Below are 15,032 nucleotides of genomic sequence, written 5' to 3' on the forward strand. Positions count from 1 at the left end.
ACAGGGAGCCGATGATCACTCCCTGTTATTTTCCTGATCCTGCCGGGATTATTTAACGAACTCTTCACCCTGCTTAATATCTTGCTTCAGCGTATCCAGCATGCCATGCAGCGACTGCTGTTCAAATGCGCTCAGCTTGCCGATTGGCTGACGTTCCTGAATACCGTTTTTGCCCAGCAGCAGTGGCTGCGAGAAGAAACGGGCATACTCACCGTCACCCTCAACATAGGCACACTCCACCACGTTGCTTTCACCCTTCAGTGCGCGCACCAGGGAGAGACCAAAACGTGCCGCCGCCTGTCCCATTGAGAGGGTTGCGGAACCGCCACCGGCTTTGGCTTCCACCACTTCGGTACCGGCGTTCTGGATACGTTTGGTCAGATCAGCGACTTCCTGTTCGCTAAAGCTGACGCCAGGGATCTGCGACAGCAGCGGCAGAATAGTCACGCCTGAGTGACCACCGACAACCGGTACATTCAGATCTTCCGGTTGTTTGCCTTTCAGCTCAGCCACAAAGGTGTTGGCGCGGATAATATCCAGCGTAGTGACACCGAACAGTTTGTTTTTGTCGTAAACACCGGCTTTTTTCAGCACATCGGCGGCAATCGCCACGGTGGTATTAACCGGGTTAGTAATGATGCCAATCAGCGCTTTTGGGCTGGTACTGGCAACCTGTTCAATCAGATTACGCACAATACCGGCGTTCACATTAAACAGGTCGGAGCGATCCATACCCGGTTTACGTGCCACGCCCGCAGAGATCAGCACCACATCCGCACCTTTCAGGGCCGGGGTCGCGTCTTCTCCGCTGAAACCTTTGATTTTTACTGCTGTAGGGATATGACTTAAATCAACGGCCACACCAGGGGTGACCGGAGCGATGTCGTACAGGGAAAGTTCTGAACCTGCCGGAAGCTGGGTTTTAAGCAGAAGTGCGAGAGCCTGGCCAATACCGCCAGCTGCACCGAGAACTGCAACTTTCATCCTAAACTCCTTATTATTGTGAGCAAAAAGTGCCGTGAATCCATCTGGTTGCGAGAATAACCAACCCACAGGCGAATGACGAGGATGTTGACATCATTTTACGAGCTGTCACGCTTAACTTAGTTAAAAAAAGCCTGAGCCGGGCGCCGGAAAACCGAACTGATGTCATTTCGTACAACCACCAGATAATCAGAACACTATCAATTTTATAACATCCTGTTCACTTCACACACTAATAGTATGCGTTGCCTCACATTTCTCATCATGAGAAAAGTTTGTTAAGATGCGCGCCCGCAGTGAAAATCACACCCATTGACCACTAAAGTCCATTTGCATAACAATTCATTTAAATGCATAATAATTTATCGCCCACCGCTGGGCATCCTGTTATTTCCTCTTTTATATCGGTAACGTATGCGTAACCCATCAAAACAAGACGATTTGATTAAGGCATTTAAAGCCTTACTGAAAGAAGAAAAATTTAGCTCTCAAGGCGAGATTGTTCTGGCGCTGCAGGATGAGGGTTTCGACAATATTAACCAGTCCAAAGTATCGCGTATGCTGACCAAATTCGGCGCAGTGCGTACCCGCAATGCGAAAATGGAGATGGTTTACTGCCTGCCTGCAGAGCTTGGCGTCCCTACCACCACCAGCCCGCTGAAAAACCTGGTGCTGGATATCGACTATAACGATGCACTGGTGGTGATTCACACCAGCCCGGGCGCTGCGCAGCTGATTGCCCGCCTGCTCGACTCACTGGGTAAAGCCGAAGGCATCCTCGGCACCATCGCTGGTGATGACACCATCTTTATTACGCCTGCGCGTGCCTTTACCGTTAAGCAACTGTACGACGCGATCCTGATGTTATTCGAACAGGAACTATAAAACGCGCACGTGTAACCTGCCGCTTACCCCGCTTTATCATCAGCTTTACTTAGAGCCGACATCGTCGGCTGTTTGTTATTTATCGCCCGCAACACCCATCGCAACGCATAAATCACTGGCTTAATACTACAATCTCACTCTTTTACCCTGATCACCGTGCTGTACTGGTGTGATCAACTGCAAAGTTACGCACGAATAGCTAAAGTCACTTATGTGACTGTTTTTACATGACATTAACATGACAAGCGTAAACTATAAGCATTTTTTATAACTAATGGTTATTAAAAAGCGCTTTCCTTGCGAAGTGTCACAACAAAACATTATTAGCAGGGTATTAATTTCCTACGTGATTAGATCTATACTTATTTCCGTGATGAGAATCACAGTAAATAAAAAGATAAAAATAGATGACGAGGAAATAAATATGAACGTTAAAACTACTATCGCTACCTTTAGCATCCTTTCTGCTCTGTCATTTGGCGCTTTCGCCGCTGAATCCATCAATGCAGACCAGGCGCAGAATTTGCAGCCTGCAGGTGTGATTAGTGTCAGCGGCATCGCCGGTGCGCCGATGGATATGAAACAGGCGCTGATGGAAAAAGCTGACCAGAAAGGCGCAAAAGCCTACCGCGTGATCGAAGCCTATGAAAACGGCAACTGGCATGCGACAGCTGAACTGTACAAATAAGTTATTGCAGTAAAACCTCTTAACCACGACGGCAGCCCCAAGAATAAAAATGGCGTTTCAATCCTTTCGGTTGCCCTGAAAAACCTGTTTCTGGAGTAAATATTATGAAAACCACAATCGCTATCGCTGCTTTAGGTCTGGCTTCCGTTCTCTCTTTCGGCGCCAGCGCGGCAAACCTGGTCACCACCCAGCAAGCTGCCAGCGAAAACCTGCAGTCCGTCGGCACTATCTCCGTTAGCGGCCTCGATAGTTCGCCAATGACTATCCGTGAAGCACTGTCAGAGAAAGCTAACCAGCAGGGCGCCAGTTCATACCGTGTGATCGAGGCGTATAACAACGGCAACTATCACGCTACCGCTGAAATCTATAAATAATTCACCGCTACGGACGTAATACCGTCACGTCCGTCCGTGACATCGACGACCTGGTCATGATGTTTAACCCGCAGGTTGTTGATCACAATGAGGAGAGGAACAAATGAAAATCAAAACAACCATCGCAACATTGAGTCTGCTGTCACTGATCACCTTCGGCGCTTCGGCAGCTGAACTGGTCACCACACAACAGGCAAACAATCTGCAGTCTGCGGGAACCATTAGCGTCAGCGGCACCGGCGGCGCACCGATTGATATACGTCAGGCGCTGTCACAGAAAGCGGATGCGCAAGGCGCCAGCGCTTATCGGGTGATTGAAGCGCGTACTGGCGACAGCTGGCACGCCACCGCCGAGCTGTATAAATAATTCCTCGTTGATCTGCTGATCTACGAACCTTTTGGCCCCGTTCGCCGGGGCCCTTTTTGCCACTGCCATTCAGCCTTTCCGCTTTTTCCTACCGAACGTTGAAGCGGAGCTGCCCCTCAAGCTCCTCTTCAGCTTCGTCAAACAACAGGATCAGCGCGCCATAACGTCGCTTCTGACCCGATCCCAGATTAATAAACTCAATCTCGACCGGTAACGGTAACAGCGAGAGGGTCACCGCGTCCCATAGCGAATCCAGATCGGTAATCAGGCGGTCGGCCAGCGCGAAACGCTCGCTGAATTGACGGTAAAAATGGGCCTGATCGACGATCTCGTTAAAATCAAAGCTCTCTTTTTTCATGCCGACCGCTCCGCAAAAAATCTTACAGCCCACCAAGATGCAGGGCTTTTACCTCCAGAAACTCCTCCAGTCCCAGCACCGAGCCTTCCCGGCCAAGGCCAGACTCTTTTACGCCGCCAAACGGCGCCAGCTCAGTTGATACCGCACACTCGTTAATGCCGACCATCCCGCTCTCCAGCGCCGCCGACACGCGGAATACGCGTTGCAGGTTCTGTGTATAGAAGTAGGCGGCAAGTCCAAAGTCAGTATCGTTAGCGCGGCGGATCACATCCTCTTCATCGGTAAAATGGAAGCAGGCGGCCACCGGACCAAAGGTCTCTTCCTTCGCCAGCTTCATCCCTTCATGAGCATCGGCGATAACCGTTGGTTGCCAGAAATTGCCGCCCAGCGGATGTCGTGCGCCGCCGGCAACAATCCGTCCGCCCTGCGCCACCGCATCTTTCACGTGCTCTTCCACTTTTTCCAGCGCCGACTGCTCGATCAGCGGGCCGACCACCACGCCTTCATCGACGCCATTGCCTACCTTCAGCTGATTCACTTCCGCCGCCAGCTGGTTAACAAACTTGTCATAGACGCTGTCGTGAATATAGAAGCGGTTAACGCTGACGCACACCTGTCCGGCATTGCGGAATTTATTGGCAATCGCCCCTTTCACCGCAGCATCGATATCGGCATCTTCAAATACGATATAGGGCGCATTGCCGCCCAGTTCCATCGACACTTTTTTCATCGTTTCGGCGGCGTTGCGCATTAACAGTTTGCCGACCTGAGTCGACCCGGTGAAGGAGATTTTACGCACCGCTTTGCTGGCCATAATCGCATCGCTGATAGCATGCGTATCCCCCGCTACCGCATTAAGCACGCCATCCGGCACACCGGCTTTTTTCGCCAATGCCAGCAGGGCAAAAGCCGAAAGCGGCGTGTTATTGGCCGGTTTTATAATCCCGGTACAGCCAGCGGCCAGCGCTGGCCCCAGTTTGCGCGTCAGCATCGCCATCGGGAAGTTCCACGGCGTAATCGCCGCGACCACGCCAATCGGTTCACGGGTGGCATAGATGCGCGATCCTGCTTTGGCGGGCGGAATAATCTCGCCGTTAACCCGTTTGGCCTGCTCGGCAAACCACTGAATAAAGCTGGCGGCATACTCCACTTCACCTTCAGCTTCTTTAATCGGTTTACCCTGCTCGGCGGTCATCAGCTGACCCAGCCAGCGTTTATTCTCAATCATCAGCTGATACCAGCGATGAAGAATTTCGGCGCGCTCTTTAGCGGTTTTCGCCCGCCATGCCGGGAATGCACGCTGAGCAGCAGCAATCGCCTGCTCGGTTTCGTTTTTACCGGCTTTCGCAACCTGCGCAATGGCTTCGCCAGTGGCGGGGTTAAGCACCGCAAAGGTCTCTTTCAGCGCGTGCCATTTGCCGTCGGCCAGAAAGCCGGTCTGGAAAAGATCGTTATCTTGCAAGGTGGTATGAGACATAAGTTTCTCCTGAGCAATTTGCCATCCTGATTAGCTCAGTATAGTTGGCAAAACTCAGGGGTTTGATGACGGAGTTGTTTCAGGAGATAAGAATTGTCAACGCGGGGCGCCGATGCCCGCAGGGCACCGGCGTGGGGTCAGACTAAAATCAGCGTGTTCTGATACTTTTTCAGCATATCCGCCAGCCGTTTTACCGGCTCGGTAACGCTAAGCGGTGCATCATAATCCACCAGCTTTTCCTGATACTCATCGAACTCACGCAGCAGACGCTCGAAGTAGTAACGGCGCTTGTCGTCGCTGCGCGCGGCGATCACCCGATCGGCGGTATAACGCAGCTGCTTATGGAACGCCGAAAGATCGGCATTTATCGGGATATCCGCAGTACGTAAACGCTGATGGCCAATAATCAGCGTCAGCGCCAGCCGATACTTATCAATATCGCCGGGGAACAGATTGATTAACATAAACAGCTGTTGATACAGTGCGGGCAGATGGTTTTCGTTACGACGCGCCTGATTGGTGGTCATCGCCGATACCGCCGCGTACATAAAGCGGTTCAGCAACGTGCGGGCGATACGCGCTTTCGAGGTATCCCGAATCAGCAGGATCACCATCAGGGCGACAAAGCAGCCAATCACCTGGCCTAACGCGCTGTCGAGAAAGATTTTAATCTCGAAGGTCATCGGGTTATCCAGCACCAGAATATTCAGAGTGCCGACAAAAGCGCCGAGCGTGCCAATCTGACGCCGCTGGATAAAGATCCCGGCGACAAACGCCAGACCGCCGATAGCAATCGACAGCAGCAGCATGCTCTGCTGGGTAGCCGGCATAATCACCATAAAGTAGAGACCGCCCAGCGGAATCGCCACGGTCATACCATAGAGAAAATCTTTCGCCATCATTAGCGGATTTGGCATGCGCATCGCCAGCGCGGTAATGACCGCCAGCATCACCATACAGCCGCTACCTGACGTCCAGCCGGTGTATAACCAGAACAGCGAACCCAGCGCCGTCGCCACAAAGGTGCGGATGCCGTTAATCAGCGCATGACGGGTTTCAGCCGATTTGGCTTTAATCACTACCGCGTCGCTCAGCACCGCTTCCTCAACACTGCTGATGCTGCTGTTGGTATGGATCCCTTTCAGCAACAGCAGATAACGGGTCGCGGCCCCAACCCAGCTGGCAACGGTCACCGGCGTGTTTTTGCTGCTGCTGGCGGTGATCACCCGGCGCATCAGCTTCATGCGTTTATGCACGTCACCGACGCTGCTGACTTCTTTCTCAAACAGCACCTTATACTGTGGCGGCAGATAATCAGGACGGCTGTTCTGAATCAGAAAGGTTTCCGCCGCCTGGGTAATCAGCGTCAGCGACAGGGTGTGCAGCGCCTTCAGGCGTCGGTTAACCTTCTGCCAGCGCGAGGATTCCATCATCAGATTGCTGCGCATGCCGTTGAGCGCATTGGTGCGGCGCACCAGGCTGCTCCAGGATTTATCCACTTCGTCTTTGTCGCCATGGGCGATGCACAGCTGCAACAGCTTATAGTGATCCACCAGCAGCGAGTCGATCTCGCGATCGATATCGTTTTTCACCGAACGCGGCGAAAACAGCAGATCGGCAACGATCGCACAGACAATACCGATCACAATTTCACTGCAGCGCTCAATCGCATACTGTGGCGCCAGCAGCAGAGAGCCATTGGCATCAGCGGTAACCACAATAATCAGCGCGGTATAACCGGCAAGGCCCAGCGCGTAAGAGTTCTCCACTTTAATCAGCGACGATAACCAGACGCAGATACCCGCCCATAAGCAGCACAGCAGCAGCATCACTACCGGCGCGCGAATGGTGCTGATCATAATCACCAGCGCGGCGATACAGCCAAGAAAAGTACCGATAATCCTCAGCAGGCCGCGGTGACGCAGCGCACCGGAGAAGGGATCGCCACCCGCAGCAAACGCGGTGCCACCGGCGACAATCCCGGCGGTCATCACTGCCCAGCGCGGCGTGGCCAGATTAAAATGAAAGCCGATAAACAGCGCCATCACCACCGCAAAGGTGAGCTTTAACGGAAAGCGGAGACGTTCGAAGGTTAAACCTTGCATAGTGGCTCCGCTTAACCAAACTCACGTAAGCGCTGGAAGAAGCGGGTCATCGGCGGCAGCTGATCGCGACTGCGATCCACGCTGCCGGTTACCACCACCGTTGCGGTGGTGCCGGAAGGATAGAGATTGCCCGGCTGCTGATCGAGACGAATTTTCACCGGCACACGCTGCGCCAGACGTACCCACTCAAGATTGGAATCGATGGTCGCCATCCCTTTGCTGTCGACGGTACTGCTGCTGTTATTTACCCCGGCCGCCACGCTGTCAACGGTGCCACGCAGCACTATATTGCTGCCCAGTGGCGTAATCTCAACGCGGTAACCCGGACGCACGCCATGCAGCTTGGTCTCTTCCATGTACGCCAGCAGATAGAAGCTGTTCTGCTTCACCAGCGCCACCGCTGTAGAACCGCGGGTAATAAACTCGCCACCATGCACATTGAGGTTAGTGATCCAGCCAGCAGCAGGCGCGCGGATCACCGTACGATCGAGATCCAGCTGCGCCAGATCGCGCGTCGCACGCGATTTGGCTAACTGATGCTCGCTGGTTTGCAGATCGTTATTCGATTGATCGATCGCTTCACGCGACATCGCCTGCACGCCCAGCTGATTGCGACGTCCGGCTTCGCGGCGCTTCTCACTGACCAGCGCCTGGTAGTAGGCGACATCCGCTTCCGCTTCATCTAACGCTTTCTGGAAACGGGGCATATCGATAGTGAATAACACCTCGCCCTGCTTCACCAGCTGGTTATCATGCACCCGTACATCGGTGATCAGGCCGCTAACATCAGGGGCGATAGCCACTACGTCAGCGGTAAATTTGGCGTCACGAGTCCACGGGGATTCGGTATAGAACACCCATGCACGGAAAATAACGATAATGGCGATGATAACCAGAATGATGGTGATCGCATAACGCGCGGTTTTTCTTATTAGAGCTTTCACTATGACCTCAGACGAACAGACGGGATACCAGGTAAAACAGACAGCAAAACAGGGCAGTATTAAACAGTGCCGGATGCCAGACTAAATCATAAATACCGCTGGGCATCAGCACGCGACGCACCAGCCAGAACAGCAGCAGCGCGACGATAAGTTCAAAAAATATCGGCGGGAACGACAGTCCAAACACCACAATAACCGGAAGCACACTCATCTCTTATCCTTTTGCATACAGTGCCGGGGGTGCCGTAATGCCCAAACGAGGCGCCTCCCGTGATTCTGGGGGGGTGCGCGTTACCGATTGATGATGGTCGGGCAACAGGTAAACTGTCAGACGAAAATCAGAATCGTGACCTAATGATAGTTTAACATCAGGTAATCTCGACATGGGGTGAGTAACCAGACGGTCACCCGGCAGCCATATAGTAACGCTGATGACTATAAGTTTTCATCATAATGTGATCTAAATCACTTTTAAGCCAGAGTTAACAATGGAAAGACTAAAGGGCATGTCGGTTTTTGCCAAAGTAGTTGAATTGGGTTCCTTTACTGCTGCAGCACGCCAGTTGCAGATGAGTGTGTCGGCAATCAGCCAGATCGTCGCCAGACTGGAAGATGAGTTGCAGGTAAAACTACTGAACCGCAGCACCCGTAGTATCGGCCTCACCGAAGCCGGAAAAATCTATTTCCAGGGCTGCCGACGCATGCTGTCGGAAGCGCAGGAAGTCCATGAACAGCTGTATGCCTTTAACAATACGCCGATTGGCACCCTGCGCATTGGCAGCTCATCCACCATGGCGCAGAACGTCCTCGCCACCATGACCGCTGAGATGCTGCGCGAATATCCTGGCCTGACCGTCAATCTGGTCACCGGTATCCCGGCGCCCGACTTAATCGCTGATGGCCTTGATGTGGTGATCCGCGTCGGCGCATTGCAGGACTCCAGCCTGTTCTCACGCCGTCTCGGCTCGATGCCGATGGTGGTCTGCGCAGCGAAAAGCTATCTGGCGCAGCATGGCGCGCCAGAAAAGCCGGGGGATATTGGCAATTTTTCCTGGCTGGAGTATAGCGTGCGTCCGGATAATGATTTTGAGCTGGTGTCGCCGGAAGGCAACGCCATTCGCATTTCGCCGCAGGGGCGCTTTGTCACCAATGATTCGCAGACGCTGTCGCGCTGGCTGAAAGCGGGCACCGGCATCGCTTATGTTCCGCTGATGTGGGTGATTGATGAGATTAATGCAGGCGAGGTAGAGATTCTGTTTAGCCAGTATCAGTCCGACCCGCGACCGGTTTATGCGGTCTATACGCAGAAAGATAAGCTGCCGCTAAAGGTGCAGGTATGTATTAACTATCTGACAGAATATTTTAAGCAGGTGGCGACGATTTATCAGGAGCACCGCAAGCGGTAAAAGACGGGCGGCGTCGCCGCCCGTGTCGATGATTTGCACCCGTGGTAACAGGCGTTCCCGCCGCCCGCGACTGGTAACAGTAAATCAGGCAGTACCACCCACTGTCAGCTTATCCAGTTTCAGTGTCGGCTGACCAACACCCACCGGCAGGCTCTGGCCCTCTTTACCGCAGACACCCACGCCTTTATCCAGCGCCAGGTCGTTACCAACCATTGAGATTTGTTGCATCGCGTCAATACCGGAGCCAATCAGCGTGGCGCCTTTCACCGGTTTAGTCACTTTGCCGTTTTCAATCAGATAAGCTTCGGACGTTGAGAAAACAAACTTACCGGAAGTGATATCTACCTGACCGCCGCCAAAGTTCGGCGCATACAGGCCGTACTCGACGCTTGCGATAATATCCTGCGGCGTTGATTTACCCGCCAGCATATAGGTATTGGTCATCCGCGGCATCGGCAGGTGCGCATAGGATTCACGACGACCATTACCGGTAGGCTTAACCCCCATCAGACGGGCGTTCAGTTTATCCTGCATATAACCTTTAAGAATGCCGTTTTCAATCAGCACGTTGTACTGACCTGGAACACCCTCATCATCAATCGCCAGCGAACCGCGCAGGCCATCGATAGTACCGTCATCAACCACGGTGCATAGCTCAGAAGCCACCAGCTGGCCCATTTGACCGCTAAATACCGACGTACCACGACGGTTAAAATCACCTTCCAGGCCGTGTCCTACCGCTTCGTGCAGCAGCACGCCCGGCCAGCCTGCACCCAGCACCACCGGAATGGTGCCCGCCGGTGCGGCAACCGCCGAAAGATTAACCAGCGCCATCCGCACCGCTTCACGCGCCCAGGCTTCGGCACGCACTTCGCCATTTTCATCCGCGAGGAAGAACTCGTAACCGCTACGACCGCCGCCGCCGCTGGAACCGCGTTCGCGCTTACCGTTATCTTCAACCTGCACGCTGACCGAGAGACGCACTAACGGACGGATATCCGCCGCCAGCGTGCCATCGGTGGCGGCAACCAGCACCTGCTCATAGACACCGGTCAGGCTGGCGGTCACTTCCTGCACACGTTTATCAGCAGCACGCGCAGCGCTGTCCACGCGGTGCAACAATGCGATCTTATCTTCACGCGACAGGCTCTGTAACGGATCGAGGACTGGATACAGTAAACGGTTCTCCACCGCGCCCAGCGTTTTACTTTTACCATCACCCTGTTCACGCACGATGCTGCGCGCCGCATTGGCGCTTTGCGTCAGTGCATTCAGCGTAATCTGGTCTGCGTAGGCAAAGCCGGTTTTCTCGCCGCTGACGGCACGGACGCCAACACCCTGGTCGATGTTGTAGGACCCATCTTTAATAATGCGATCTTCCAGCACCCAGGATTCGTGATAGCTGGTCTGGAAATAGAGATCGGCGTAATCCAGTCGACGTTCTGAAAGCTGCCCCAGAAGGGAAAATAGATCCTGATGATTAATACCGTTAGCAGTTAGTAACTGCTCACTTACCAGATTCAGACTCATCGTTTCTCACTTATTTTGTATGGTGCAAATCATTGGCGTGGGCGGCGAGAACGCCGTCCCTGAATATGATAAGCCTGCGTTAAATCGCTGGTGGCGTCAAATTCACTTTGCGCTGCTCTCGCGCGGCTTGCGCAATACTTCGTTGATTTCTGGCTTATCAATCGGCCCGCTGATGTGATAGCGCAGCACCGAAATTTTATTCCATAGCGGCCCCAGCACCTTGCTGGCGGCAAATACCGCCGCACCGACTACCGGGTTCACCACAAAGGCGGCGGCCACGCCGACAGTGGCGGAAATTTCCGGCGCCACTACCGCTTCCATATCAATCTGCCGTTTGACCAGATCCATTTTGCCCTGCATGGCGATATCGGCTTCAAGTCCGTCCACCAGCAGATTGTCGGTACGCATTACGCCATTTTCAATCCATGCGGTGCCGTTAATGGAATCAAAATAGAAGCCCTGGCCAAAGGTGTCGCTAAAGTCGAGACGCAGTTTGCGCAGCAGCGCATCAAAGCTGACCAGTCGCAACAGCTGACCGGCGCGCCCGGTATTGACGTCAGCAATTTCGCCCTTGCCGAAATGACTCTTCAGCACGCCGCTTAAACTCTCTTCCGATGGCTGCCATGGCGCTGAGCGCCAGTGCAGGTCGTAATCGATATTAAACGGTGCATCGCGCAGTGGCGTATTCACGCCAAACCAGTTCGACGCATCATTAATTTTCTTGCCGCTTAACTGACCTTTCAGCGAGGTACGCTGCTCGCCAGGGCGATTTACCCATTCGCCAGCTACAGTTAAGCGTGCATTGCCGCTATCAATCAGACCGTTTTTCAGCGTCAGCGTATCGTTGTCCGGCGTCAGATTAGCCTGCATGCGGCCAAATTTCTGCCCGCGCAGCCAGCACTCATCACAGGTGACATCCAGTGCGGGCCAGCTGCTGAAGTTAATTGAGGTGGCATCTTCCGGCAGCGCCGATTTACCGCCACTACCAGCGCTGTCAAACTGCGGGTTGTAATAAAGATAGTTAAGATGCGCGCGCCAGGCAGCGCTGGCCGGAATCGTCAGGCTGCCTTTAATTTCGCGCCCCTGCGCCTCAATCTGCGTGCCGCCACCCACCGACTGACTGATGGTGGCATCCAGATCGCGCCACTGCTGGCCTGCCAGCGTCAGCGACGGGGTGCGCAGGATAATATTGCCCGGCAGATAGCTGCGTCCGGTTTGCCCTTCGCTGCCGCCTGCCATTAATCCCAGCCAGGCTTCACCATCCAGCGGCGGTAAATTAAGCACCATGCCGGTGCGATCCGGCAGTTGCGGCGTGGTTTTACTGTCGTTGACCAGGATGCCACGATCAACCCGCAGGCGATCGCCCAGCAGCCAGCGGCTGTTAAAACGCTGCTTCTCGCCCAGCGAACCACTGAGATCAAAATGTTGCAGATTGCCAGTGGCGCTAACTTTCACCGGCAACGCACTTCCCGCGGTTTTATCCAGCGGAGAAGGTAAGTGACTACTTACCTTTTTCAGATCGCCATTGACGTCGACCTGATATTTTGCGCCACCCTGATGCGGCAGATTAATCGCGACTTTACCGTTCCACGCCGCGCTGCCTTTCAGCTGGCTGGCAATCGGCTTCGGCAGGGCTTTTATCTGCGCAGGCTGCCAGTCGCCTTTCAGGTTGACGCCGATCTGGTAATCTTTTTCACCTTCCACGGTATTAAAATTGACCCCCAGCGGCTGCCCAAACCAGCTGGCGCTCATATCATCGCTTTGCAGATTGCCATTGTCATAGCTAAAACGGCCAGTAAGCTTGGTCAGGGTGCTTCCCAGCGGTTTTATCAGCAGCGTATTGTCGTGCAATGCCACTTCACCATTGGCGCGTACCTGCTGGCCATCCAGCGGAATATCAAGATGTAAGCGACCACTTACATCGCCGCCAATCTGGAGTTCATCAAGGGCCGCGCCCAGTGAGGATTTCAGTGGCGACTGATTAAAGTAGTTACGCACTTCCGGTCCGGCGCCGCTGATATCACCATTAATAATCAGCTTCTCTTTCAGATAGTCCGGAATTACTGCAGTGATATTTTTTCCCTGCACCTTGCCAAGCATCGCTTGTGGCGCGTTCATCCACAGGCCGTCATTCAGGAAATCGAGGTCAATCGCCAGATTTTCCAGCGCGGGCCAGCCGGGTTCAAATTCATAGGTGGCGTTACGCAACGGTACCCATACTTCGAACATGCCATCGTTATGTTTAAACGGGAATTTATGCGGATCACCGGCAAAGGTCAGGGTGGCATTATGCACTTCGCCGCCTTTTATCGCGCCAGTCAGATAGTGAACCAGTGATTTGCCCATTAACGGTTCAGGGAAGTAGCGCCAGGCATCTGCGGCATCAGTCAGGTTAATACCGGCGAGAATATCGAGACGCGGCGGCTGGTTAGCGGGCTGACTGTAGTTAAAATCTCCTTTAGCCCACAGTGAGCGCGCCTGAACATCAAGATTTTTACCGCTTAAGCTCACTCCCTGATCGCTGTAGCGCCAGTCAATGGCGCCGCTCGCGTGCTTAATCTCCAGCGGCGCGCGGAACATATCGCCATACGGTAAGCTGGCATCGTTGACCAGCAAATCAACACGACCATGCGCCACGCCACCGGAAAGCGTACCGCTAAAATGCTCCATTCCCGGCAGTAATTTCCACTGCTGCCAGCTCAGGTCGCGCCACCTGGCACTGAAGCGGCTATTTTCTGGCTGTTTAAGCGGGATATCGAGCGCCAGTGCATCCAGCTGACCACGCGGCTGAATCGCGCGCCAGTTACTGAGTAACTGCGGCGATAAGGGAGAAAACAGCGGTATCAGCGGCTCAAGGCGCTGTAAATCAAGTTTAGTGGCGCGGACGCGCAGCTCTTCATTGTGGTCTGGCCCCGGCAGAATGCCATTCTCCGGCTGCCACAGCAGCGAAAACTCGCCTTCTGGCCAGGCTTCGCCATCGGTAGTAAACCTGGTTTGTGGCACCTTTACCGACCAGCCGCTGTTGACCCTGGTGACATGCGCCGTGACATTATCCACATCCAGCCGGTGCGGACGCTGATCGCCCTGCCAGCCTGCGCCGCCTTTTTTCAGCCAGACATCGCCGGCATAGACTTCCCCCTGCTTCAGGCTCAGCCACGCAGCGAGGCTAAAGCGCGCGCTATCCAGCGTGGTATTATCGCGCATCCACTGACCAAGCCATGGCTTAACATCGACATCGTCCGCCTGCATCCAGACGCGTCCCTCATTAAGCAAACCATTGTTATCGCTGAGATCGAGACGTACCTGCACCACGCCGTGCTGGCCGGTAAAGCTGGAGAGACTGACCTCGCCTTCGGCACGATGGCGCGTCTTTTCATTCAGCCAGGTGAGTTTCGGGATCGCAAGTTCGGCGCGCTGGCCGGAGGGGGTGAGAAAACTGATGCTGCTGTCACGCAAATCGAAGTGGTCAAACTGACGTAAAAACAGGTCGCTAATCTTATCGGCTTTAAAGCTGGTGTGGTCATCACCACTCTCCACCAGTGAGGAATTGGTGGTGAAATGCATCTGCCAGAAGGTCAGATCGCGGAACTGCCAGCGGGCATGCAGCAGCGACTGCCAGATATCCAGCGCCAGCGTCACGCGATCGATTTTCAGCCGGCCACCATCTTTGAGCCCGACATTAAGATCTTTAATCTCCAGCGTCGGGCCAAAGTTTTGCCAGCTGCCCTGTAATGCACTGGCGCTAACGGGCAGATCAGTGACCGCAGAGATTTTATGCAGAATAGCGCTGCGATAGCTGTCCAGATAAGGCATGGCTAAACGTAAGCCACTGACCAGTAGCGCAACGATCACTATCACTGTTGCACCTGTTAATAACAGGATCCTGGGCAACTGCCTCACTTACGCTCTCCTTG

At 54.0% G+C, this 15,032-nt stretch carries 13 protein-coding genes; 5 read left to right on the forward strand and 8 right to left on the reverse strand.

The genetic code is table 11. The features are described from left to right. Positions 1-48: 48 nt before the first annotated feature. Positions 49-984 carry a malate dehydrogenase gene (mdh, locus tag J2125_RS08640; protein ID WP_017801484.1) on the reverse strand — a complete coding sequence of 312 codons (936 nt, stop codon included), beginning with the start codon at positions 982-984 and terminating at the stop codon, positions 49-51. 414 nt (positions 985-1,398) lie between these two features. Between mdh and argR the strand changes: the two genes are divergently transcribed. From argR to yhcN (J2125_RS08660), 4 genes are all read left to right on the forward strand, one after another. Next, positions 1,399-1,869, forward strand: a complete 471-nt coding sequence (argR, locus tag J2125_RS08645; RefSeq protein WP_017801485.1) for a transcriptional regulator ArgR — start codon at positions 1,399-1,401, stop codon at positions 1,867-1,869. Between the two features lie 424 nt (positions 1,870-2,293). Beyond that, positions 2,294-2,557 (forward strand): peroxide/acid stress response protein YhcN, encoded by a 264-nt coding sequence (gene yhcN / locus J2125_RS08650; protein ID WP_017801486.1) that lies wholly within the window; start codon positions 2,294-2,296, stop codon positions 2,555-2,557. A 104-nt stretch (positions 2,558-2,661) separates the two neighbouring features. Next, positions 2,662-2,931: a peroxide/acid stress response protein YhcN gene (yhcN, locus tag J2125_RS08655; protein ID WP_017801487.1), complete on the forward strand. Its 270-nt coding sequence runs from the start codon at positions 2,662-2,664 to the stop codon at positions 2,929-2,931. A 103-nt stretch (positions 2,932-3,034) separates the two neighbouring features. Continuing rightward, the gene (yhcN, locus tag J2125_RS08660; RefSeq protein WP_017801488.1) at positions 3,035-3,298 is read left to right on the forward strand and encodes a peroxide/acid stress response protein YhcN; all 264 of its coding nucleotides are present in this window, start codon (positions 3,035-3,037) and stop codon (positions 3,296-3,298) included. Positions 3,299-3,386: 88 nt separating this feature from the next. On the opposite strand, the gene J2125_RS08665 is transcribed toward yhcN (J2125_RS08660), so the two are convergent. The 5 genes from J2125_RS08665 to aaeX form a co-directional block, all read right to left on the reverse strand. Next, positions 3,387-3,656, reverse strand: a complete 270-nt coding sequence (locus J2125_RS08665) for a barstar family protein (RefSeq protein ID WP_017801489.1) — start codon at positions 3,654-3,656, stop codon at positions 3,387-3,389. A gap of 22 nt (positions 3,657-3,678) precedes the next feature. After that, positions 3,679-5,133, reverse strand: a complete 1,455-nt coding sequence (locus J2125_RS08670; protein ID WP_017801490.1) for an NAD-dependent succinate-semialdehyde dehydrogenase — start codon at positions 5,131-5,133, stop codon at positions 3,679-3,681. Positions 5,134-5,270: 137 nt separating this feature from the next. Continuing rightward, positions 5,271-7,238, reverse strand: coding sequence for a p-hydroxybenzoic acid efflux pump subunit AaeB (gene aaeB / locus J2125_RS08675; RefSeq protein WP_017801491.1), 1,968 nt, complete (start codon positions 7,236-7,238; stop codon positions 5,271-5,273). An 11-nt stretch (positions 7,239-7,249) separates the two neighbouring features. Next, complete coding sequence (aaeA, locus tag J2125_RS08680; protein ID WP_017801492.1) at positions 7,250-8,182, reverse strand: p-hydroxybenzoic acid efflux pump subunit AaeA; 933 nt, start codon at positions 8,180-8,182, stop codon at positions 7,250-7,252. Positions 8,183-8,189: 7 nt separating this feature from the next. Continuing rightward, entirely contained in the window at positions 8,190-8,393 is a 204-nt protein-coding gene (aaeX, locus tag J2125_RS08685) for a p-hydroxybenzoic acid efflux pump operon protein AaeX (protein ID WP_017801493.1), read from the reverse strand. 277 nt (positions 8,394-8,670) lie between these two features. Between aaeX and aaeR the strand changes: the two genes are divergently transcribed. Beyond that, the gene (gene aaeR / locus J2125_RS08690; RefSeq protein ID WP_026111746.1) at positions 8,671-9,588 is read left to right on the forward strand and encodes an HTH-type transcriptional activator AaeR; all 918 of its coding nucleotides are present in this window, start codon (positions 8,671-8,673) and stop codon (positions 9,586-9,588) included. Between the two features lie 84 nt (positions 9,589-9,672). Here aaeR and tldD read toward each other — a convergent pair whose 3' ends face one another. Then, positions 9,673-11,118, reverse strand: a complete 1,446-nt coding sequence (gene tldD, locus J2125_RS08695) for a metalloprotease TldD (protein WP_017801495.1) — start codon at positions 11,116-11,118, stop codon at positions 9,673-9,675. Positions 11,119-11,220: 102 nt separating this feature from the next. Further along, entirely contained in the window at positions 11,221-15,018 is a 3,798-nt protein-coding gene (gene yhdP / locus J2125_RS08700; RefSeq protein ID WP_026111747.1) for an AsmA2 domain-containing protein YhdP, read from the reverse strand. Positions 15,019-15,032: the final 14 nt, after the last annotated feature.

The organism is Winslowiella toletana, assembly GCF_017875465.1.
Classification (GTDB): Bacteria; Pseudomonadota; Gammaproteobacteria; order Enterobacterales; family Enterobacteriaceae; genus Erwinia; species Erwinia toletana.

Excerpts from the sequence above, each read along its gene's own strand:
- mdh (WP_017801484.1), bottom strand. The coding sequence starts at position 984 with ATGAAAGTTGCAGTTCTCGGTGCAGCTGGCGGTATTGGCCAGGCTCTC.
- argR (WP_017801485.1), top strand. The coding sequence starts at position 1,399 with ATGCGTAACCCATCAAAACAAGACGATTTGATTAAGGCATTTAAAGCC.
- yhcN (WP_017801486.1), top strand. The coding sequence starts at position 2,294 with ATGAACGTTAAAACTACTATCGCTACCTTTAGCATCCTTTCTGCTCTG.
- yhcN (WP_017801487.1), top strand. The coding sequence starts at position 2,662 with ATGAAAACCACAATCGCTATCGCTGCTTTAGGTCTGGCTTCCGTTCTC.
- yhcN (WP_017801488.1), top strand. The coding sequence starts at position 3,035 with ATGAAAATCAAAACAACCATCGCAACATTGAGTCTGCTGTCACTGATC.
- J2125_RS08665 (WP_017801489.1), bottom strand. The coding sequence starts at position 3,656 with ATGAAAAAAGAGAGCTTTGATTTTAACGAGATCGTCGATCAGGCCCAT.
- J2125_RS08670 (WP_017801490.1), bottom strand. The coding sequence starts at position 5,133 with ATGTCTCATACCACCTTGCAAGATAACGATCTTTTCCAGACCGGCTTT.
- aaeB (WP_017801491.1), bottom strand. The coding sequence starts at position 7,238 with ATGCAAGGTTTAACCTTCGAACGTCTCCGCTTTCCGTTAAAGCTCACC.
- aaeX (WP_017801493.1), bottom strand. The coding sequence starts at position 8,393 with ATGAGTGTGCTTCCGGTTATTGTGGTGTTTGGACTGTCGTTCCCGCCG.
- aaeR (WP_026111746.1), top strand. The coding sequence starts at position 8,671 with ATGGAAAGACTAAAGGGCATGTCGGTTTTTGCCAAAGTAGTTGAATTG.
- tldD (WP_017801495.1), bottom strand. The coding sequence starts at position 11,118 with ATGAGTCTGAATCTGGTAAGTGAGCAGTTACTAACTGCTAACGGTATT.